Below are 19,121 nucleotides of genomic sequence, written 5' to 3'. Positions count from 1 at the left end.
TTATTCCCTCACGGCAATAGGGCGCTGACCCCAGCCGACCGCCATCGCCAGCCCGTGCAGCGCCAACATCAGCATAGCTATTTTCCAGTAGAGCGCTTCCCAGCCCAGATAGACAAGAAATACAGCAGGAAACAACAGTACCACCAACAGCCAGACATAAATGCCCCACCGTCGCCCTTCAGAAATACCACCCAACGCGACCGCCCCCGCCACCAGCAGCAGGAACAGCGCAGCCTGCGACAGATCGGCGGAGTCATAGCCGTAGCCATACAGGTAGACGTAGCCCACCACCAGCGCAAATAGCAGCATCGCCCCAGCGATTAACGCCATTGGCGTACAGTGAAACGTCGCCTGACGCGTACGCCGTACCGACAGTTTCAGATACGACATAAAAGGTAGGTTACTGGCCAAGAACGGGTTTTTCGATGGTGTTTCTTTGCCTGCGCCGTAACGGAAAGGCGTGTCAGGTAACTGCGGGCAAAAGCTGCCAAACAGCTTGTCCCAAAAAATGAAGGTGCCACCGAAGTTCTTATCGGCGTACGCGCGGTCGTTCACATGATGTACGCGATGGTGTGCTGGCGTCACCAACACCTTTTCCAGCCAGCCCAGTTTGGGCGTCATCGCATTATGGTTAAAGAGTTGGACGCTGTAATGCAGAATGGAAACGGTGACGAACACGTACAGCGGAACACCGAGCAACGCCAGAATCAGGAAAAACGGAATCGAGGTCAGCGAGGAATACCAGGAGTTACGCACGCCCAGCGACAGATTGAAATGCTCGCCCTGATGATGCACCACATGCACCGCCCACAGCACGCCAAAGGTATGGTGCAGGCGGTGTAGCCAATAAAAACCGAAATCCCAGGCGAGTATCGCGAACAGCCACATCAGCACCGGCGGCCAGGTTTCCACCCAGCCAAAACTGAAATGCGCCGCGATATAGCCATAGCAAAAAATTTCCACGCTGCGAAAGAGCCACAGCATGATATGCCCTGAATTCAGGTTGAACACCACGTCATGCCAGTTCACCTTCTCGCGCTGCATCCACTGTAAAACCAACGCTTCGCCAATCACCACAACCAGCATGAAGACTATCGGTAATGCTAAATCAATCATGAATTCATTCCTGATGGCGCTTATCGTTGGACAGCGTCGATGGGGAAATAGCCTTCGCCGTCTCACGGCTACGCAGAAAGATCCATCCGACGATTCCCGCCAGCATCGCCCCGGTCACCAAATCGATGAACAGGTGTCGGCGCAGTTGCAGGATGGAAAAGGCAATCGCGGCTCCCCACAGAAAATACAGACCCGTTTTCACCTTTTGCTGACTATCGCTCATCGCCCACACCGCCAGAACCGTTAGCGCAATGTGCAGCGACGGCAGGCAGTTTTGCGGCGAATCGATACGCTGCAAAAGCTGTAGTAGACGGGCAGAGAGATCGTCCCCAACGACCTGCGGATACACCATCGTCGTGGGAAAAATCAGGTACACCGCGCCCGCAATCAACGCGGTAAGCTGCGTTGCCCGACGTAACCCAGCCAAACGCGTAATCGGGCAGGACAAATAAGACAGCGGAATGATGATAAAAAAGGAGAGATACAGCCAGATAGCTGAGGCGCTAAAGGGAATCCATTCGTCAACCATCGAGGGTGGCAACACCGTTCCCTGCCCCTGAAACTGCGCGCTCAGTTGATACACGACCCCGACCGATCCCCAGCCGAAGAGCAGCGCTTTCAGCCGTAATAGCACCGTTGTTTGAGGAAATCGCATCATGATCCCTCCTTTAGGCGGGTAATGCGTCTGCGCTTTTGTGTGAATTCTGGTGCGATCTCACCGGCGGTTAACTGCCACCGTAGCTGCGGCGTATCAACCCCTTGCAACGCAAACTGCTGCGCCAGACTATCCCGGCAGGCTTCCAGCTCCGGCAGGCTACACGCGGCGGATAAATGCAGCATCGTTTCTCCCTGCTGTACCAGCCGATAGTCAGCATGCAGCGGCAGCGCATTGGCAATAACTCTGCTACAGAGATCCGCAAACACGGTCTGGGGTTCACCGCTGTTATTCGGCAGTCGCAAGCTGTCATCTCTGCGCCCTTCGATACGGGCTATCGCCATCGTCACTCGGCCACACGCGCAGGGCGCTTTTTGCTTCACCAACACATCGTCCAGCCGATAGCGCACAATCGGCTGCGTACTGCGGGTAAAATCGGTAATGACGGGCGTAAAGCGTTCGTCATCCAACCACTGCGGCTCGATGTGAATAAATTCTTCGTTGAGGTGTAGCGTGCCATGCTCGCAGGTCGATGCCAGAAAACCTTCCGTCGCCTGATACACTTCACCAACCTGCCCGAACACCTGCTGCAACAGTTGTTTATCCTGCGGTTCCAACACCTCGGCCACGGAAATCACCTTTTTGACCGACAGACGCAGCTCACCACGCTGTACCGCCAACGCCAGCTCGCGCAGCACCTGCGCGGGTGCGACGATAATCGACGGTGACCATGCTTCCAGACGCGAAAAATGTTCGGCAAACGGCGCGAAGAGATCGTAAAACGACAGACTCAACCAGCGGTTATCGACGCTGTGATAGAGGTTGTTATCCGCCCGCAGAAACAGCGCCACGCGTTCACCGGCGCATAAACCATCCGGCAGCATTTTCGCCAGCATGCCTCCGGCCCAAATCTGCTGTTCGCGTGGGCTGACGACAAACAACCCGCGCTGCCCGGAGGTGCCGGACGACAGCCCGACGCTGAACCCGTTTACATTCGGCGTAAAGTCACGATCGTCCTCACTGCGGCGTGCGCAGGCAAGAAGCTCATCCCGCTTCAGCCCGGCGGTATTCATCCGATCGAATTCGGCCATCATCACGGCTTTATCCATCATCGGCCAGGATGTCATGGGTAGCTGGCAGTAAGGCCGAAAGTAGGGGCTGCGTGCCAGCACCCGCCGAGCAAAACGAGAAAGCTGGCGCTGTTGATAGTGTTCAAGCGCCTGACGAGTGCTAAAACTCAGGCGGCTGGCACGAAAATAGTGCCAGATCGTCATCAGCGGAATCATAGGTCTCCCTCGTGGCACAGCCGAATCTCAACCCGCCCGTTCAGGTGCAACTGGTGCAGTTGATCTAACGTTTGGTAATAGGCTTTTGGATCGTCCATCACCAGATTCGCCAACCGCGACGGCCCGCGACCTTCTCGATAACTGTGCGGCGACCAGGCCGCATCGCTTGCCAACAGCACCCAGCCGTTTTCAGTCAGTACAAACGCGCCGAGGTGCCCTGCTGCATGACCGGGCAACGGCACCAGCACGATCTCTTTGTCGCTCCCCGGCAGCGCATAACCTTGCGTAAACGGCGCAAGCTCAGCAGGCAAGTCGGTAAGCGGGAAATTTTCGACAAACTGGAGTGACTGCTCAAAATGTTCAGGAATCAGCGCAGGCACAAACGCCCGCTTCAGGGCCGCGAAACCACGCAAATTCCGCGTCTGCTGCCAGCCCAGCGCCGAACAGATAAACGGCACGGCGGGGAAATCCCTCAGCCCCGCGATATGGTCGCCGTGGAAATGGGAAATAATCAGGCCGTCGATGTCGGCAGGTTGAATACCCTGAGCATGTAGCTGATGAATCAGCGCATCTTTGGTCTCGAAATGCACTGGCGTCATTCTGCGGTACAGTTGAAACAGGCCGGAACGCGTGGCATCGGTAAAATGCTGGGCATAACCGGTGTCCCACAGCCAGCGCTTGCCGTGACTCTCCAGCATCCAGACACGAGCCGGAAAACGGCACACCTTCCACCCCGCACCACGCAGCGCCATGCAGCCCGGATGCAGACAGTACCCTACTTCAAACGTCGAAATATTAGCCATGTCCGTCAGTACTCCGCTGCGCAAGATGGGTATTGAACCAGCTACCGGTTAATTCAATGCCCTGCTGGAGGGAGAAACGCGGCTGATATCCCAGCTCTTGCTGCGCTTTTTCCGCGCTGAGCGTCATATCAAAATTCACCGCGCCCGCACTGTAGCGCGTCAGCAGCGGCTCTTTCCGGCTAAAGCACGAGAACAGTTCCATTCCACTGGCTACCGTGTGCAGCAGCGGATACGGCACCGCTTTGACGCGATAATGCATCCCCAGTTGCCCGACCAACAGTTGCGCAAGCATATCTGCAAGGCGTGCGGGTTCGTGATTGGTGATGTTGTACGCCGAGCCAGAAACTAACCCCGTTCGCTGGCTGGCAAGCGCCATCGCTTCCACCACGTTGCCGACAAATGTCAGATCCAGCAGCGCCTCGCCGCCGCGTGGAAGGCGCAGCACACCGCCGCCCACCGCGATTTGTTCCAGAATACGCGGCAGGATCACGCGGTCATGCGGGCCAAACAGGCCACGTGGACGCAGAATCACGTAGGTCGTTTGCGGATAGCGCAGCGTCAGAACCTGAAGGCGTTCTTCCGCCAGAAATTTGGTCTGCGCGTAGTGATTGGCAAAGCGCGCTGCGCGGTAGCTTTCATCAATATTCAGGTGGTGCTGATAATCAAAGTAAATCGCAGGCGTGGAGATATGGACAAAACGTGGGATGCCCAACTGTCCGGCAGCCTCAGCCAGCCGCGCCGTCACCTCGGTATTATTCTGATAGAAGTCATCATATTGACCCCACGGCGATGATTTCGCCGCACAGTGCCAGACAACATCGCAGCCCGCCATCAGCGATCGATACTGCTCTACCGACGTTTCGACCAAATCAATGCAGATAAACTGCGCACCCAGCATGTCAAGCTGCTGCCCCACCGTGCGATCGCGCCCGCAGGCCAGCACCTGATGCCCGGCCTGAAGCAGCCATTCCACTGCATTACGCCCCAACCCACTGGTTGCGCCCGTGACGAAGACCTTCATGGAATCAGTACCATTCCGCCCAACGTCAACCCTGCGGCCGTACCGACTAGCATCGCGGGTTCGCCTTCAGGCAGGCGTTGCGTCACGATGGCATGGTGCAGCGCCGTCGGAATCGAAGCAGCGACCTGATTACCGTGATAGCGGTAAATATCAATCAATCTTTCTGTCGGGATCGCCAGCCGCTTACGCATATGCTCCAGCGACAGGTGGCTGGCCTGATGCGGAACCACCGCCGCCATCTGCTCAAGGGTGAAACCACTCGCATCCAGCAGCCGTTGCAGATAGCCCTCAATCAAGGCAGACGCCTGCCTGAATAGCCGTTTCCCCTGCATATGGAACAGAAAATCATGCAGTTCCATCCCCGCTCGCGGGTTGCGCAACGTACCGCCTGCACGGATCTGACACAGCTCATTGCCCTTCGGATAGGTTTCCAGCAGACATGCAGCAATCCCGCTGCGACCATCACCGCGTTCGACAATCGCACAAGCGGCCCCGTCGCCAAAAATCAGCGACGATTCTTCGTCATCCCAGTCAATACCGCGTGAAGCCAGTTCGGTAGAGACAATAGCAATGCGACGATAGGCTCCGGTATTTAGCAAGCCAGCGGCCACCTGAAGGGCAGAAATAAAACTGACGCAGCTGCTGTTAATATCAAAACAGGCCGTCCCTTTTGGCAGAGACGATGCCTTTAATAAATGACTGGCGCTATAAGGCAGCGCCTGAATCGGGATAGCGGAAGCAAACAGCAGCAGATCGATTGATGCTGGCGGAATAACGCCTCGCGTCAGCGCATCATTTAACGCCGCCACACCAAGCTCGGCCTGGCTGGCATGATTATCAGCATGATGGCGATAGATAATTCCTGAACGACTTTCGACATAACCAGCGGGCTTATTTAATCGCACATCTAATTCAGCCGACGTCACCCGCTGCGCAGGAAGCGCACTACCGGTAGAAATAATTTTGAGTGGCACCAACCCCTGAGTAAATGCATGACTTTGCGTCTTCAACTTCAATCCTTTCCAGATTCATTATCGTTTTAGCTGCACCTACAGTGCCATATACCCTAAATAATTCGAGTTGCGTGAAGGCGGCAACCGCGTGAATCCCCAGGAGCTTACACAAGTAAGTGACTGGGGTGAGCAAGGGCGGCCAACGCACAAGCAGCTCGAAGTATGACGGGTATCACGTACGGTATTTATTCATTCTGACGCTAAGAATAACGAAATCACCACGAATTGAAATCTTAAGCTGTGCGATCGCACTATTCCATCCCGACACTTTTTCGCTATTCTCTGTGCATTCGCGATGCTTAATTAAGCCAGAAGTTATACTTATGTCATTGTTTATCAAATCGGTTATTGGCGCGCTGATCGTATTGCTCATCAGCGTACTGGCGAAAAGCCGAAACTATTATATTGCCGGGCTAGTGCCGCTATTCCCCACGTTCGCCCTGATCGCGCATTACATCGTTGGCACTGAACGTGGACTGGACGCGCTACGCGCCACCATCCTGTTTGGCATCTGGTCTGTTATTCCTTATCTGGTTTATCTCATCTCACTTTATTACTTTACCGGGTGGATGAAATTGCCACAGGCGCTGCTCGCGGCAGTCGTGTGTTGGAGTGTATCAGCGGCACTGCTGATCAAAATCTGGACGTGGTATCAGGGGAATTAGCGTCTGACTTCTTATCTTAGGATTGTGCAATGACAAAAACGACATATCCAGGCACGGTTTCTCGCCCCATTCTCTCCGCGCAGGAAGCAGAACGCTTCACGCTCCCGCACTATTTTACGCGGTGTGGACACGTTGACCATCCTGATGCTGATGTCTGGCAGCCCGTACCGATTGAGGTCGATCCGGCGACGCCTTGGGTTGTCGGGCCAAAAGTCGGGGTCGATGGCGCAACGCACACTCATATCCAGCAGGCGGTGAACGCCGCGCTGCGGGCTCAGCGGGATCGGACGCGCATTGATATTAAAGTGCTGCCGGGCACCTATACCGGCACGGTCTACCTCCCCGCCGATGCCCCACCGCTCACGCTATTTGGAGCGGGAGAACAACCGGATGACGTAGTGATTCAACTCACGCTGGATTCGATGTTCTCACCAGCAACCTACCGAGAAACAGTGAACCCGCACGGTGAATATCAGCCCGGTGACCCAGCCTGGTACATGTACGATCTCTGTGCGTCAAAGCAGAACGCGACGATTGATACTCTCTGTGCAGCCGTAGTCTGGTCGCAGAGCGACAGTTTCCAGATGAAGAACCTGACAGTGGTAAATTCATTGCTGGATTCAGTAGATAGCCGTGCACATCAGGCCGTCGCGCTGCGCACCGACGGCGATAAGGTGCAGCTTGAAAGAGTTCGCCTGATCGGGCGTCAGGATACGTTTTTTGTCAATACCAGCAACCTCCAGAATGAGTACGTCACAGACCGCTACAGCCGCGCCTACATTAAAGACAGCTATATTGAGGGCGATGTCGATTATGTTTTTGGCCGAGCGACTGCGGTATTCGATTGCGTCCACTTTCATACCGTTTCTAGCCGTGGAGCAAAAGATATACATGTCTTCGCACCTGACAGCATGCCATGGGCGCCGTATGGTTTCTTGGCAGTAAAGTGCCGCTTTACGGGTGACGAAGGCTTCAGCGGGGAAAGAAAGGCCAAACTGGGACGCGCCTGGGATCAAGGGGCAAGGCAAACGGGATATCAGCCGGGTCAGACGGCAAACGGCCAGTTAGTGATCCGCGATAGCACAATTGACGCCAGCTACGATAGAGAACAACCGTGGGGAGCCGCCGCGACTACCGCACGACCCTTTACGGGTAACGCGGATTCGGCCCGCAATCTGGACGATATGCATTTCAATCGGCTGTGGGAATATAACAATATCGACAAGGAATAGCGTGCGATGGGAAACAGGCACAGCATGCATCAAAGACGACTGTTGCAAGCACAAGAATCAGATTGATGCAGCAAATGTTGGTGCATCTTAATAGGCCTGCAAAATGGTACCAGTGTAGAGAAGAAAAGCGCTGTTTTTTTATGACGTTATTGATGAAGCCAGTTAAATGAACATTCCCTGATGTTAGCCAATAATCAACAAAATTTAAATGCATATGAATTATATCAATTACGTCTTTTTACTTATCTTATAATTGTACGTTTTTTCACTTCGGCATAACAATTAGACTTAGGTACAGGTATAGGTATATACTTTTCCATTACAGGGATGTTGATTCTTCAGACTGAGGTCATGAGATGTCGCCATTATTCACTGATAGCGAAATAATAAGCAAGGTAATCAAAAAACACTTCACTAAAAATTTGGATCATTACGATGGCGTAAAATTCTCATTTATGGTTCTCAATAAGAAGAACCCTTCTCAAATGATCATCATTTCCAGCTATCCCGATGAATGGGTTGACCTGTATAAAGAAAATAAGTATCAACACATTGATCCTGTTGTTCTTGCTTCATTTAATAAGATATCGCCTTTCTCTTGGGAGAAAAGCCTGGTTATTAATACTCGACTACAACTTGCCAAAATATTTGACCTCTCTAAAAAATATAACATCATCAACGGATATACCTTTGTACTTCACGATCATGGCGACAATCTGGCCATGCTATCGATTATCGTGGACAGTTCATATCCAGATGATGTTGAAAAATTTATTGAAGAAAAGAAAGACACTTTCCAGATGCTGTTAATTGAAGCATATGAAGAAATCATCTCTCTTTGCAGAGAGATGATTGAAAGTAAAAAACAATTACATAATAAAGACATATTTTCTCAACGAGAAAATGAAATTCTTTACTGGGCCAGCATGGGTAAAACCTATCTGGAGGTGGCTATTATTCTCGGTATTAAAACCAGCACGGTAAAATTTCATATCGGCAACGTTGTGAAAAAACTAGGTGTCCTTAATGCCAAGCATGCGATAAGGCTCGGCGTTGAGTTGCAGCTCATTAAGCCTGTACAATAGCGGCAGGTAACCGTAGCGGCCACTGTTTCAAATCATTGCTCATAAATGTCCCGCTGCGGTTAATACGACGAACCAAAGCGTCCTGATTCTGATCATCAACAGGAAGAAAAACTAAATAGACCCTTTCTTTCTTCTCTGACAAGCCTTGCTCAACCACACTAATACCCCAACCAGAACGCTTTAATATCGTCAGCATAGGGTGGCTAACTATCGTATATATTCCATCATAACCTTTATCCCTTGAATAGTTAATCATCGAAAGAAATAGCATCGAACTAATAGGATATTCGTTGCCGAGAATTTCTTTCGCACGTGATTTATCTACAAAAAAACGGCTAGATTCCAGATAATTCCCTTCTGGAATATTGATCTCTTTGAAATAGGAGAAAAATGTTCCAGTAATCATGTTAGGATATTTTGTTTCGATAAATCTCAGACTACAAATGACAGTGTTATCTTTTATACCAAAAAGATAAGTCGTATTATTATTATCATACTGATCAAACTCCATTCCATCAGTACATTGTACGGCCCAATTCAGTCGATCTTTAAACGTCTCTTTTCTGAGGGTAAATAGCTCTTCTGATTTCGTTTCCGACAACAAGGTGTGATTTACATCAAATATCTCTAACATTTTTCCTCCATTGAAAAGTTAATACATAACCTCAAAAAACAATACACCATCCTACAGATCCTTCGCCTTCAGATTATTTTCCCACCTGATTATTTATAGGTATTCTGTCGCTTTCCTCGGTGGTTGTACAGATGCAACCCGCATTGTCAGCAAGAGTTCACACACGAAAAAATTTCATGGGAAAAACGAATGTAATCATATGATAAATAGATAAAAAAAACCCGGAAGCGCAAGACGATTCCGGATTTTTATATCACTCAACCTGTGAGTTATTTCTCTTCTTTATGCTGCACTTGCCCTACCTGCGGCAGACCCGTGCTAGCAGAAGAGGAGAGCAAGCCTGTTTCAACATAACTAAACAGTTTTTCACGCGTATCAGTGATGTCCAGATTGCGCATGGTCAACTGGCCAATACGGTCATCAGGTGAAAATACCGAGTCGCCTTTCTCCATGGTCAAACGTTCTGGTTTATAGGTCAGATTGTCAGACACGGTATTCATGATGGAGTAATCATTGCCACGACGCAGCTCCAGCGTCACTTCGCCGGTGATAGCACTGGCGATCCAACGCTGAGAAGAATCACGCAACATCAGCGCCTGGGAATCAAACCAGCGTCCCTGATACAGGAAACGCCCCAGTTGACGACCATTAGCGTGGTATTGTTCGATGGTGTCTTCGTTGTGGATACCAGTAACCAGACGCTCATAGGCAATGTGCAACAATGCCATTCCCGGTGCTTCATAGATGCCGCGGCTTTTCGCTTCAATGATACGGTTTTCGATCTGATCGCTCATACCCAGACCGTGGCGACCGCCGATGCGGTTCGCTTCCAGCATCAGTTCGACATCATCGGTAAAAGTCTTGCCGTTCAGCGCAATCGGGTAACCACGTTCAAAACGAATGGTCACTTCTTCTGCCGGAACCTTGACGTTCTCGTCCCAGAATTTCACGCCCATAATCGGGTTAACGATTTTGACGCTGGAGTTCAGGAATTCCAGATCCTTCGCTTCGTGCGTCGCACCCAGAATATTGGAATCGGTGGAATAGGCTTTCTCGGCCGACATTTTATAGCCGAACCCTGCCTGCGACATAAACTCTGACATCTCCTGACGACCACCCAGCTCATCAATGAAGTCGGTGTCCAGCCACGGCTTGTAAATCTTCAGTTCAGCATTGGTCAGCAGGCCGTAGCGATAGAAACGCTCAATATCGTTGCCTTTATAGGTGCTGCCGTCACCCCAGATGTTCACGCCGTCTTCTTTCATCGCCGCAACCAGCATCGTACCGGTAACCGCACGGCCTAGCGGTGTGGTGTTGAAATAGGTCACGCCCGCTGTCGTATTGTGGAATGCGCCACACTGAATCGCAGCGATACCTTCAGCGACTAATTGCTTACGGCAATCGATAAGGCGAGCATTTTCTGCACCGTATTCCATAGCACGACGTGGAATTTCATCGTAGTCATCCTCGTCTGGTTGCCCCAGATTTGCGGTATACGCATAAGGAACCGCGCCCTTTTGACGCATCCAAAGCAGCGCAGCGCTGGTATCCAGACCACCCGAGAACGCAATACCAATACGCTGACCAACCGGAAGATGCTTGAGAATCGTTGTCATATATGTAATCCCTGCTCGAAAGATCTATGGTGATATACCCGTTATACTTCAAACTGCATGTGCGTTGGCTTCTCTTACTCACCCCAGTCACTTACCGATTTAAGCTCCTGGGGACTCGGGCGATTGCCGCCTGCCTGCAACTCGAATTATTTAAGGTATCAGCTTAGCCGCCACACCATTATGTTACGCCATACATTAATGAGCGTTCGAGCCCTGTGCACATCCCACATCAAACGGGCCGGTCGATGACCAATAATCGATACGCTCACAAATGCATATTTATGCAAAATAAGTGAGTGATAATTTAAACATCTTTTTGGCGGGACAGGAAGAGAAGAGTCATACTTTCATGCAAAAAAATTCGTGGCTAATTCACGACCAGTTAGCAAGTATAACGCCATCTTCTCTTCAAGATAAGCAGCAAAAATCGTTTACGCGACTCACCCGACATTAATAAAACATCGTTTCATTTTTACGATATTTCTTTGCTATCCTCTTGCCGTTAACACTTTCCCTTGCATATTGCTGGAGATGCTATGTCTATGAACGTCGCCGTTCTGCTGGCTCCTGGGTTTGAAGAAGCAGAAGCGATTATGGTGATTGATGTACTGCACCGTATGAAGATAGAAGTCACCATGCTGTCATGCTATGACAGACTGGAGCTGCGCAGTTATCACAATATCCGACTGTTTGCCGATGCACTGCTGGAAAGAAACCAGGACACGCTGTTTGATGCGGTGGTCATTCCCGGCGGCCCACAAGGAACGGTAAATCTTGCCGCAAACCCGATGGTTGTCGAGTTTATCCGCCGCCATGACGACGCGGGAAAACTGATCTGCCCACTGTGCTCCGCGGCCGCACGCGTGCTGGGTGGTAACAAGCTGCTGAAAGGCCGCCGCTACGTCTGTTCTGGAGATTTATGGCAGGACGTGACCGATGGCGTTTATGTTAACGAGAAAGTCGTAGAAGACGGCAATCTGATCAGCGGCAAGGGGCTAGGCGTGTCATTCGATTTTGCCTTTACCATCGCCACCCGCCTGACCGGTGATAAAGAAGATGCCAACTTCCAGGTTGAGCACATCGATTATGATTACTGGCGTGTGCCAGCGTAACCGTTCACCAGCCTAATGATAAGGCGCGCACCATCGCGCCTTCCTGCATGATTTTCCTATGTGAATACCTTAATAACCTTCCCCATAGCGCTCGCGGTACTCTTTCGGCGTGATGTCATAGCCTTTTTTAAAGACGGCATAAAAATAGGGTAGCGAAGGGTAGCCACACATCAGCGAGATCTCGCCAATCGGGAGCGAAGTCGAAATCAGCAAGTTACGCGCCCGATCTAATTTCTCCGCGTGAATCACACCGTGGATCGTCTGACCTACCTCATCTTTGAAGCGTTTTTCCAGATTAGAGCGGGAAATCCCCACTGCATCCAGCACCTGCTCGACCTTAATCCCTTTACAGGCGTGATAACGAATAAAGTGCATCGCCTGAATAACAGCAGGATCGTGCACGGAGCGATAATCCGTTGAGCGGCGTTCAACCACCCGAACCGGTGGCACCAGAATACGTTGCAGCGGCAACTCGGCCTGATTCAGCAACAGTTGGTGCAGCAGTTTAGCTGCACGGTATCCCATTTGCCGCGTGCCTTGCGCCACCGACGATAGCGCGACGCGTGACAGGTAGCGAATCAGATCTTCGTTGTCGATCCCAATCACGCACAGCTTTTCCGGTACGGCAATATTCAGATGTTCGCAGACCTGCAACAGATGACGCGCACGGGAATCCGTTACCGCAATAATTCCGGTCTGCGGCGGCAGTCCCTGTACCCAATCGGCCAATCGATTTTGCGCGTATTGCCAGTTATTCGGCGACGTTTCCATTCCCTGATATACCACGCCCTGGTACTTTTCTGCCGCAACCAACTGCCGGAAAGCGTGCTCCCGCTCCTGTGCCCAGCCTTTACCACCCGATGCAGGCAGGCCATAAAAAGCAAAGCGGTTCAGACCTTTCTCTTTAAGGTGCATAAACGCGCTTTCCACCAGTGCATAATTATCTGTCGCGATATAATGCACAGGCGGGTAATCCTCGGGCTGATGATAGGAACCGCCAACCCCCACTAGCGGAACGTTCACATCCTGTAGTAGCCGTTTGATCTCGCCATCGTCAAAATCGGCAATCACGCCATCACCCAGCCACTCTTTGATGTTATCAATCCGGCAACGGAAATCCTCTTCAATGAAGATGTCCCAGTCACACTGAGAAGCCTGTAAATATTCGCCAACCCCTTCAACCACCTGACGGTCATACACTTTGTTGGCGTTGAACAGCAGCGTGATGCGATAGCGTTTTTCAAACATGGTAGTCGGCGCTCATTAATCGCAAGTTCCTTGAATAAAACTCTCTTTCTTGAATAGCACAGCGCCCTCAGAGGCCAAAATAATTTGCTGATTATTGCGAGCCGTCACGTATTTCCTCCACAGGCCCAACCACGTCATACGCGCCGCTTTGTGGCGGTGTCCATCCACACAGCTAGGAGCAGGATTCCTCCTTTCACAACGTATTGCCAGAACGTCGGCACATCCAGCATGCTCATCCCGTTATCCAGCGACGCCATGATAAATGCCCCCATCACCGCACCCGCCACGCTACCAATCCCCCCCGCCAGACTGGTTCCACCAATCACGCAGGCCGCAATCGCATCCAGCTCGGCAATATTCCCGGCAGATGGCGACCCCGCCCCCAATCGCGAACTGAGAATCAGCCCGGCAACCGCGACCATCAGGCCGTTAATTGCGAACACCGCCATTTTGGTGCGTTCGACATTCACTCCCGATAAACGAGCCGCGTCGATATTCCCGCCCACGGCATAGATACGGCGGCCAAACGCGGTTCGCGTCGCCAGAAAAATACCGCCTAGCATCAACAGCGTCAGCACCAGAACCGGCGTTGGCACACCGCGATAGTCATTCAGCAGATAGATCGCACCCAGTACGACGAGTGCCGTCACTGTCTGCCGGCCGACATCACCTGCGGGTGGATTTATCGGTAATCCTAACCGGGCACGGCTGCTGCGCCGACGCCACTGCCAGCCAATAAACACCATCAGCCCGATCGCACCGAACATAAAACCGATGCCAGAAGGCAGATAGCTTTGCCCAATCTGCGACATCGCCTCGCTGGTCGGGGATACCGTTGTCCCATTGGTAATGCCGATCAAAATGCCGCGAAAAGCCAGCATCCCCGCCAGTGTTACGATAAAAGAAGGGACTTTCCGGTAGGCAACCCACCAGCCGTTCCACGCACCGAGCAATAATCCCAGCGCGAGCGTCACAACAATGGTTAGTGGCAAAGGCCAGCCAAGCCAGACATCAAAAATAGCCGCCGCACCACCCAATAACCCCATCATCGATCCGACCGACAGATCGATTTCGGCAGAGATAATGACAAACACCATACCGACCGCCAGAATGCCAGTAATTGCCGTTTGCCTCAGCAGGTTGGAAAGATTACGCGCACTGAGGTACGCCCCATCGGTCATGTAGGTGAAAAAGAGCATGATCGCGATGATGGCGGCAATCATCACGTAGACCTGAAGATTGATGCTTTTCAGCCGTTGCAGCATCGAGACAGATCCGGCGACATGTTGTTGTTCAGACTGCGATGTTTTCAGCACGATGTTCACTCCTCAATGCAGCTTCCATAACCTGTTCCTGGGTTAAATCGCGATTGATCAAATCCGCTTTGATACGCCCCTGATGCATCACCAACACCCGATCGCTCAATCCCAATACTTCAGGCAATTCTGAAGAAATAACGATGACGGCAATATGCTGTTTTACCAGTGCATTGATGAGCTTATAGATTTCATATTTGGCACCGATATCGATGCCGCGCGTAGGTTCATCGAGGATGAGAATGCGAGGATTCAGCAGCAGACATTTTGCCAGCACCGCTTTTTGCTGGTTGCCGCCGCTTAATCGGGCGATCGCCAGTTCCGGGCTGGAGGTTTTCACTTTCAGGTTCGCTAGCGACTGCCGGACGATGTCCTGCTCACGAGCATCATCCAGCATGGAAAGCGCCCCTGTGAATTGCTCAAGCGCCGCCAGCGTCATATTCTGCGCCACGCTCATCACTGGGACGATACCGTCCTTCTTACGATCCTCTGGCACCATTGCAATTCCCTGCGCCATAGCCTGCTGACAGTTGTTGATGGTCACCCGCTTACCGTCAATAACGATGTCGCCCTGCCAGCGGCCATGATAGGCACCAAACAAACACTGCACCATCTCCGTGCGCCCTGACCCAACCAATCCGGCAATACCGAGAATCTCGCCTCGATGCAGAGCAAATGAAACATCGTCAACCCGACGAATGTGACGATTGACGGGGTGCCAGGCGGTAAGGTGTTCTACGCGCAATACTTCTTCACCAATGACATGCGGTTCATTGGGATAAAGCTCCGTCAGTTCCCGCCCTACCATCATCGCAATGATCTGATCCTCGCTCAGCTCAGCCGCCGGACGTGTACCGATATGTTTCCCGTCGCGAATCACGCAAATCACATCGGAAATCGCTTTAACTTCATTGAGCTTATGAGAAATATAGATACAGGCGATGCCGTGATCGCGCAGATCCTGAATGATCTCCAGCAGAATACCCGTTTCTCGTTCGGTCAATGAGGCCGTTGGTTCATCCAACACCAACAGGCGCACCTGCTTGTTCAGCGCCTTGGCGATTTCCACCAGTTGCTGCTGACCTAACCCTAGCTCGCCCACTTTAGTATTTGGGTCGACGGCCAGCTTGACCTGTTCCAACATACGCTGGCAGCGTAAATACATATTGTCGTAATCCATCACACCAAAACGCGTCCACTCATTACCCAGAAACATGTTCTCCAGCACCGTCATCTCTTTCACCAGCGCCAGTTCCTGATGAATAATCGCGATACCTTTCTGCTCCGTATCACGGATATGGTTGGCACGTAGTTCATCACCCGAAAAGATAATCTTCCCGTCATAACTGCCATCTGGGTAGATAGCACACAACACCTTCATCAAGGTGGATTTCCCTGAGCCATTCTCGCCGCACAGCGACAAGACCTGACCAGCCTCCAGCACCAGGCTGACGTTATCGACGGCTTTCACCGCGCCAAACGCCTTGGTGATGTTTTTCATTTCCAACAGGTGTGGCATCACGGCCTCCGTGATTCAGGTATCTCAGACCTCGTCTGCGACAGTGGCGAGCCACAACGTCATGTCATGGCTCAGTAACCTCTTTCCTACATCCTGAAATCAATTGGTTGTGAAGATCGTTAATACACATCCGCTTTTTTGTGGAAACCATCAGCAATGACGGTGGAGTCAATATTGGATTTATCGACGGAAATCGGGGTCAGTAAGAAGGAGGATATGTCTTTCAACCCATTGTTTAATTTAGCGTTAGACTCCGGCGCTTTACCTGATCCAAGCGCCACGGCAATATCTGCGGCATCTTTCGCCAGCTTGCTAATCGGTTTATAGACCGTCATGGTTTGCGTCCCAGCCACAATGCGTTTAATTGCCGCCAGATCGGCATCCTGACCGGAAATAGCGACTTTCCCTGCCAAGCCTTGTGCAGCCAGCGCCTGAATCGCCCCGCCCGCCGTCGCATCGTTCGACGCAACGACGGCATCAATCTTATTGCTGTTCGCCGTTAGCGCATTTTCCATAATTTTTAGCGCGTTCTCTGGTAGCCAGGCATCAACCCACTGATCGCCAACGACCTTGATCTTCCCGCTCTCGATCAACGGCGTGAGCACTTTCATTTGCCCCTGACGAAACAGCTTCGCATTATTATCGACGGGTGAGCCGCCCATTAAGAAATAGTTACCGCCGGGCACCTTATCGACGAGATATTTCGCCTGTAGCTCCCCAACCTTTTCATTATCAAATGAGATATAAAAATCCACATCTGCATTATTAATCATGCGATCGTATGCAAGAACTTTTATTCCCTCACGTTTTGCTTCCGCAATAACATTACCAAGTACCTGACCGTTATAAGGAATAATAACCAATACATCGACACCGCGATTGATCATGTTTTCTATTTGAGAAATTTGCGTAGCTTCATTGCCGTTTGCTGATTGAACAAAAACATCAGCGCCCTGCTTTTTGGCTTGCTCAACAAAAAGATCGCGATCTTTCTGCCAGCGTTCAAGACGCAAATCATCAATCGCCATACCTATTTTCACGTCTTTCGCGAATCCGGGCTGACAAACTAAAGTGAATACGGCACAAGCTGAGAGTAAAAAATGTTTAACTTTCATCATAGCGTACCTTTTTTATTTAAAATGCAGGGCCTAAGACTCCACTCGCAATTGCCAGATGAGTATTATCGCTAAGCATCCCCCCATCAATTACAGATTTTTATCCTCCAATTATGTTTTTTGGTTTAATTTCCGTTTTTTGATACGGGTCATATTTTATTGTCGAGTCACCTCTTCACGTTGTTACATATTGCGAAGCGCATTCAGGTTAAAACACCGTTATTTTTGCGACACAGCGCACATTTAATAATTCTCTGAATTTCAGTGTGAAATAACGTAATTGAGGAAACGTTCATCCACTCCGAAAATTAATCACATTACCGTCTCTTCCGTCTGGATGGTTTCTAAGGAGTTAACAATGCAAGCTTATTTTGAACAGATCGAAAAAGTCCGTTATGAAGGTAGCCAAAGCAATAATCCCTTCGCCTTTCGCCACTACAACCCCGATCAGGAAATTCTCGGTAAACGTATGGCGGACCATTTGCGTTTTGCCGTTGCGTATTGGCACACGTTCTGCTGGAACGGCGCGGATATGTTTGGCGTCGGCTCCTTTGCCCGACCGTGGCAACAGTCCGGCGACGCGTTGGAGCTGGCGAAGCGCAAAGCGGACATCGCATTCGAATTTTTTCAAAAGCTAAGCGTGCCTTACTACTGCTTTCATGATGTTGATGTCGCGCCGGAAGGGAACTCGCTGAAAGAGTATCTGCATAACTTTGCCGTGATCACCGATGTGTTAGCGGAAAAGCAGCAAGATAGCGGCGTGAAGCTGCTGTGGGGCACCGCCAACTGTTTCACCAATCCACGCTATGGCGCAGGTGCGGCCACCAGCCCTGACCCAGAGGTGTTTGCCTGGGCGGCCACGCAGGTGTTCACGGCAATGAACGCGACGAAAAAGCTAGGCGGTGAAAACTATGTACTATGGGGCGGACGCGAAGGGTATGAAACCCTGCTCAATACCGACCTGCGTCAGGAACGCAAACAGATTGGCCGTTTCATGCAAATGGTCGTCGAGCATAAACACAAAACCGGTTTTCAGGGCACACTGCTTATTGAACCGAAGCCGCAGGAGCCGACCAAACATCAGTACGATTACGATGTCGCCACCGTTTATGGCTTCCTGAAACAGTTTGGGCTGGAGAAAGAGATTAAAGTCAACGTGGAAGCCAACCACGCTACGCTCGCTGGGCATTCATTCCATCATGAAATCGCCACCGCTGTCGCGCTGGGCGTTTTCGGATCGGTCGATGCCAATCGCGGCGACCCTCAGCTTGGCTGGGACACCGATCAGTTCCCTAACAGCGTGGAAGAGAACGCGCTGATCATGTATGAAATTCTTAAGGCGGGCGGCTTCACGACGGGCGGTCTAAACTTTGATGCCAAAGTCCGTCGCCAGAGCACCGATCGCTATGACCTTTTCCATGCCCATATCGGCGCGATGGATACGATGGCACTGGCGCTCAAGGCTGCTGCCAGAATGATTGAGGATGATAAGCTCAATCAGCTTGTTGCTAAGCGCTATGCGGGCTGGAACGGAGAACTGGGCCAGCAAATTCTGCAAGGCAACGCGTCTCTGGAATCACTTGCCCAGTATGCGGAAAGCCACCAGCTTGCTCCACAGCACCAGAGTGGCCAGCAGGAATTGCTGGAAAATATGGTTAACCGCCACCTATTTGGCTAAAACGGTA

The 19,121-nt window shown here is 51.3% G+C and carries 17 protein-coding genes; 5 read left to right on the top strand and 12 right to left on the bottom strand.

Features of this window, described 5'->3' with window-relative positions; genetic code table 11:
• The 6 genes from KP22_RS14900 to KP22_RS14875 are packed head-to-tail and all read right to left on the bottom strand — an operon-like array spanning window position 1 to window position 5,891.
• Entirely contained in the window at window positions 1-1,116 is a 1,116-nt protein-coding gene (locus KP22_RS14900; RefSeq protein ID WP_039325041.1) for a sterol desaturase family protein, read from the bottom strand.
• Between the two features lie 4 nt (window positions 1,117-1,120).
• Window positions 1,121-1,771, bottom strand: coding sequence for a phosphatase PAP2 family protein (locus KP22_RS14895; RefSeq protein WP_425311588.1), 651 nt, complete (start codon window positions 1,769-1,771; stop codon window positions 1,121-1,123).
• Window positions 1,771-3,057, bottom strand: coding sequence for a F390 synthetase-related protein (locus KP22_RS14890; RefSeq protein WP_039325037.1), 1,287 nt, complete (start codon window positions 3,055-3,057; stop codon window positions 1,771-1,773). The genes KP22_RS14895 and KP22_RS14890 overlap by 1 nt, the downstream gene beginning before the upstream one ends.
• Window positions 3,054-3,860 carry an MBL fold metallo-hydrolase gene (locus tag KP22_RS14885; RefSeq protein ID WP_039325034.1) on the bottom strand — a complete coding sequence of 269 codons (807 nt, stop codon included), beginning with the start codon at window positions 3,858-3,860 and terminating at the stop codon, window positions 3,054-3,056. Before KP22_RS14885 ends, KP22_RS14890 begins: the two co-directional genes overlap by 4 nt.
• Window positions 3,853-4,881 (bottom strand): NAD-dependent epimerase/dehydratase family protein, encoded by a 1,029-nt coding sequence (locus tag KP22_RS14880; protein ID WP_039325033.1) that lies wholly within the window; start codon window positions 4,879-4,881, stop codon window positions 3,853-3,855. The genes KP22_RS14885 and KP22_RS14880 overlap by 8 nt, the downstream gene beginning before the upstream one ends.
• On the bottom strand, window positions 4,878-5,891 hold the full coding sequence (locus KP22_RS14875) for a 3-oxoacyl-[acyl-carrier-protein] synthase III C-terminal domain-containing protein (protein ID WP_033072446.1): 1,014 nt from the start codon (window positions 5,889-5,891) through the stop codon (window positions 4,878-4,880). Before KP22_RS14875 ends, KP22_RS14880 begins: the two co-directional genes overlap by 4 nt.
• Window positions 5,892-6,217: 326 nt before the next feature.
• Here KP22_RS14875 and KP22_RS14870 point away from each other — a divergent pair, with 326 nt between their 5' ends.
• The 3 genes from KP22_RS14870 to KP22_RS14860 all read left to right on the top strand — a co-directional run bounded on the left by KP22_RS14870 (window position 6,218) and on the right by KP22_RS14860 (window position 8,876).
• Entirely contained in the window at window positions 6,218-6,559 is a 342-nt protein-coding gene (locus KP22_RS14870; RefSeq protein ID WP_039325031.1) for a GlpM family protein, read from the top strand.
• A gap of 29 nt (window positions 6,560-6,588) precedes the next feature.
• Window positions 6,589-7,791 carry a pectinesterase PemB gene (gene pemB / locus KP22_RS14865; protein WP_039325030.1) on the top strand — a complete coding sequence of 401 codons (1,203 nt, stop codon included), beginning with the start codon at window positions 6,589-6,591 and terminating at the stop codon, window positions 7,789-7,791.
• A gap of 356 nt (window positions 7,792-8,147) precedes the next feature.
• Complete coding sequence (locus KP22_RS14860) at window positions 8,148-8,876, top strand: helix-turn-helix transcriptional regulator (RefSeq protein ID WP_039307035.1); 729 nt, start codon at window positions 8,148-8,150, stop codon at window positions 8,874-8,876.
• Here KP22_RS14860 and carI read toward each other — a convergent pair.
• Window positions 8,860-9,510 (bottom strand): acyl-homoserine-lactone synthase CarI, encoded by a 651-nt coding sequence (gene carI, locus KP22_RS14855; protein WP_039325028.1) that lies wholly within the window; start codon window positions 9,508-9,510, stop codon window positions 8,860-8,862. The two genes, KP22_RS14860 and carI, sit on opposite strands and share 17 nt — an antisense overlap.
• A gap of 269 nt (window positions 9,511-9,779) precedes the next feature.
• Entirely contained in the window at window positions 9,780-11,126 is a 1,347-nt protein-coding gene (gene argG, locus KP22_RS14850; protein WP_039325025.1) for an argininosuccinate synthase, read from the bottom strand.
• A gap of 536 nt (window positions 11,127-11,662) precedes the next feature.
• Here argG and KP22_RS14845 point away from each other — a divergent pair.
• Complete coding sequence (locus KP22_RS14845; RefSeq protein WP_039307025.1) at window positions 11,663-12,238, top strand: DJ-1/PfpI family protein; 576 nt, start codon at window positions 11,663-11,665, stop codon at window positions 12,236-12,238.
• Between the two features lie 69 nt (window positions 12,239-12,307).
• Here the strand turns inward: KP22_RS14845 and xylR are convergent, their stop codons facing one another.
• The 4 genes from xylR to xylF all read right to left on the bottom strand — a co-directional run bounded on the left by xylR (window position 12,308) and on the right by xylF (window position 17,436).
• A complete protein-coding gene (xylR, locus tag KP22_RS14840; RefSeq protein WP_039325022.1) occupies window positions 12,308-13,486 on the bottom strand; it encodes a D-xylose utilization transcriptional activator XylR in 1,179 nt (392 codons plus the stop codon).
• Between the two features lie 134 nt (window positions 13,487-13,620).
• On the bottom strand, window positions 13,621-14,751 hold the full coding sequence (gene xylH, locus KP22_RS14835) for a xylose ABC transporter permease XylH (RefSeq protein ID WP_244880037.1): 1,131 nt from the start codon (window positions 14,749-14,751) through the stop codon (window positions 13,621-13,623).
• Window positions 14,752-14,779: 28 nt separating this feature from the next.
• Complete coding sequence (locus KP22_RS14830) at window positions 14,780-16,321, bottom strand: xylose ABC transporter ATP-binding protein (RefSeq protein ID WP_039307019.1); 1,542 nt, start codon at window positions 16,319-16,321, stop codon at window positions 14,780-14,782.
• Window positions 16,322-16,440: 119 nt separating this feature from the next.
• The gene (gene xylF, locus KP22_RS14825) at window positions 16,441-17,436 is read right to left on the bottom strand and encodes a D-xylose ABC transporter substrate-binding protein (RefSeq protein ID WP_039307014.1); all 996 of its coding nucleotides are present in this window, start codon (window positions 17,434-17,436) and stop codon (window positions 16,441-16,443) included.
• Window positions 17,437-17,794: 358 nt separating this feature from the next.
• Here xylF and xylA point away from each other — a divergent pair, with 358 nt between their 5' ends.
• Entirely contained in the window at window positions 17,795-19,114 is a 1,320-nt protein-coding gene (gene xylA, locus KP22_RS14820; RefSeq protein WP_039307010.1) for a xylose isomerase, read from the top strand.
• Window positions 19,115-19,121 lie beyond the last annotated feature (7 nt).

The organism is Pectobacterium betavasculorum, from assembly GCF_000749845.1.
Classification (GTDB): Bacteria; Pseudomonadota; Gammaproteobacteria; order Enterobacterales; family Enterobacteriaceae; genus Pectobacterium; species Pectobacterium betavasculorum.
The sequence above is the reverse complement of the archived record's forward strand: the minus strand, read 5'-3'. Positions and strand labels throughout refer to the sequence as shown.

Coding starts and splice junctions, on each gene's coding strand:
- xylR (WP_039325022.1), bottom strand. CDS start 13,486: ATGTTTGAAAAACGCTATCGCATCACGCTGCTGTTCAACGCCAACAAA.
- KP22_RS14890 (WP_039325037.1), bottom strand. CDS start 3,057: ATGATTCCGCTGATGACGATCTGGCACTATTTTCGTGCCAGCCGCCTG.
- KP22_RS14885 (WP_039325034.1), bottom strand. CDS start 3,860: ATGGCTAATATTTCGACGTTTGAAGTAGGGTACTGTCTGCATCCGGGC.
- xylH (WP_244880037.1), bottom strand. CDS start 14,751: ATGCTGCAACGGCTGAAAAGCATCAATCTTCAGGTCTACGTGATGATT.
- xylF (WP_039307014.1), bottom strand. CDS start 17,436: ATGAAAGTTAAACATTTTTTACTCTCAGCTTGTGCCGTATTCACTTTA.
- carI (WP_039325028.1), bottom strand. CDS start 9,510: ATGTTAGAGATATTTGATGTAAATCACACCTTGTTGTCGGAAACGAAA.
- argG (WP_039325025.1), bottom strand. CDS start 11,126: ATGACAACGATTCTCAAGCATCTTCCGGTTGGTCAGCGTATTGGTATT.
- KP22_RS14830 (WP_039307019.1), bottom strand. CDS start 16,321: ATGCCACACCTGTTGGAAATGAAAAACATCACCAAGGCGTTTGGCGCG.
- xylA (WP_039307010.1), top strand. CDS start 17,795: ATGCAAGCTTATTTTGAACAGATCGAAAAAGTCCGTTATGAAGGTAGC.
- KP22_RS14895 (WP_425311588.1), bottom strand. CDS start 1,771: ATGCGATTTCCTCAAACAACGGTGCTATTACGGCTGAAAGCGCTGCTC.
- pemB (WP_039325030.1), top strand. CDS start 6,589: ATGACAAAAACGACATATCCAGGCACGGTTTCTCGCCCCATTCTCTCC.
- KP22_RS14880 (WP_039325033.1), bottom strand. CDS start 4,881: ATGAAGGTCTTCGTCACGGGCGCAACCAGTGGGTTGGGGCGTAATGCA.
- KP22_RS14845 (WP_039307025.1), top strand. CDS start 11,663: ATGTCTATGAACGTCGCCGTTCTGCTGGCTCCTGGGTTTGAAGAAGCA.
- KP22_RS14870 (WP_039325031.1), top strand. CDS start 6,218: ATGTCATTGTTTATCAAATCGGTTATTGGCGCGCTGATCGTATTGCTC.
- KP22_RS14900 (WP_039325041.1), bottom strand. CDS start 1,116: ATGATTGATTTAGCATTACCGATAGTCTTCATGCTGGTTGTGGTGATT.
- KP22_RS14860 (WP_039307035.1), top strand. CDS start 8,148: ATGTCGCCATTATTCACTGATAGCGAAATAATAAGCAAGGTAATCAAA.